This window comes from Mycobacterium sp. NGS62 (assembly GCF_059812285.1).
The window spans coordinates 1-1,945 of record NZ_JCALCK010000045.1 but is presented as its reverse complement, the minus strand read 5'-3'; the positions used below and the strand labels follow the sequence as shown (position 1 = coordinate 1,945).

2 protein-coding genes are annotated in these 1,945 nt (G+C 62.4%); both read right to left on the bottom strand.

The window, feature by feature from the left end:
- Window positions 1–45: 45 nt before the first annotated feature.
- Entirely contained in the window at window positions 46–387 is a 342-nt protein-coding gene (locus tag AC5Y49_RS24555; RefSeq protein ID WP_499891981.1) for a hypothetical protein, read from the bottom strand.
- A 500-nt stretch (window positions 388–887) separates the two neighbouring features.
- Entirely contained in the window at window positions 888–1,784 is an 897-nt protein-coding gene (locus AC5Y49_RS24550) for an oxidoreductase (protein WP_499891980.1), read from the bottom strand.
- Window positions 1,785–1,945: the final 161 nt, after the last annotated feature.

Genomic DNA, 1,945 nt, shown 5'->3' with positions numbered 1-1,945 from the left:
CCCAACACAGATAAGGGCTGTAGCGGTCCTGGGCGGGCACCAGCTTCACCGTGGCTTTCCAGAGCCGCCAGCTGAACGGCCTTTGAGGCCGCCAGATACCGGCCACACTGCCCCACCCGAGATCGCCCAGACCTTCTGCAGCACCTTCAGCGCGTCGTAGGGATACCTGGGGTTGCGCTGCCGGTGAGGTCGTTTGGCGACCTGTCGACCCGCTCCCGGCGGCTGGGCCGCGGCCGTCAACCGGCACGGAGCATTGTCACGCGACCAGCCGGTGACCTCGGCCACCTGATCCAGAATGCTGCCCTTATCCGCCTTCGACGACTTCACATACGCCTTGGCGAACTTCGCGGTGATCTCGGCACGAGACGACATCAACTCACTTCCCATGCCTGACGAGGATCATCGTTTCGAGGGCACCCTTACGTGATGCACCAAACGCGTTTCGCGGGCGCTTTTCATGGTGCTCGCCGCATGCTACCCACACTATCTCGACTATCGCTACAGTTGTATGCCATGCAGTCAGATTCTGTTCGCCGTGCGGGCGTTGTAGTGCTTGTCCTGGGCACGGCCTCAGTAGCAATGGTCGTGGAGGTGCTGGGGTGGCGGCGTTACCTTGTCTTGGGCGTGGCCACACTAGCACTTGTCGTGAAGGCGCTGGGGTGGCGACGTCGCCTCAGCACCTGGCGCAGCCCAGAAAGAAGAGGCCAGACGCACTACGGCCGCCAACCTGTGCAGGTGTCCTAGATAACTTTGCGGCAGGATGATGTCGCACTCTGAGGGTCCTGCGCCGCGGCCGCCGCCCTCACTTAGACACGCGGTGATGGCCGCGGCCATCAGCGGCACGCTGAGAAGGATTCATCGAGGCATAGGCCTTCCTAAAATTTAATTTAATTCAGTTTGCGGGTAGCTTGCAGTTCGTAGGTGACTCCGGTCATATTCTCCGACTGTTCCCAGAGCCGACGCCACAGCGTCTGATTCCGCGACAACCGACTCGATGATGACGGTTTGACCGGACCGCGGGTCTGCATCAAACGTGTTGGCCCCCAATAAACCATCGGGTCGGCATCGGGCATTGTCGCCGCGAACAGCGTCGAGTGCACCGCCTGCTCAGGGGGATGACCGACTACCCGCGCGCCCTCTTTGGCGACCAGATCGAACACCGTCTCGGTGCGGGTGAACAAATCGGTGCCCGAGACGCCCGGATGCACCCCGTACGACCGTTTGGACGATCCGGCCTTGGTCAGCCGTCGCTGTAGCTCACGGGCGAACATCAGGTTCGCCAGCTTGGACTGCGCGTAGGCCAAATTCCTTTGATAGCGCCGGTTGTCGTAGTTCAGGTCGCCGATCCATAGCTTTGGCGTCTGCCGATGGGCGATGCTCGACAGTGTCACGACTCGGTCGTCGATCTTGTCGAGGAGCAAGCCGGTCAACGCGAAGTGCCCGAGGTGATTTACCCCAAACTGGGTTTCGAAGCCGTCCCTGGTCCGGCTGAACGGGATGTTCATGAGTCCCGCGTTGTTGATCAGAACGTCGAATTCGTCCTGCTTCGCGGCGAAGTCACGCACCGAATCGAGGTCGGCGAGATCCAGCGCGGCGACTTGAACGTCGCCACCGATCCGGTCGGCGATCGCTTGCGCCTTCGCCACGCCGCGACAGGCCATCACCACGGTGGCGCCCTTGCCGGCGAGCGCCCGGGTGGTGACCTCACCCAGCCCGCCGTTAGCGCCGGTTACCACGAAGGTGCGACCACTCTGATCCGGGATGTCACCGGGTTGCCACGCCATCGTTGTCACCACCTCTCGTTGCACCTACCGCCCTCACCATGCCTACCTTCCGTACCGGAATCCAGCCTGCCCTCGCCCAGGCTGACTCCCGAACGTCGCGCATTTGGTGATGTGAGCGCCCAATCGACTGAGGCGGCCGACGCCGAAGAACCTCGGGCTGG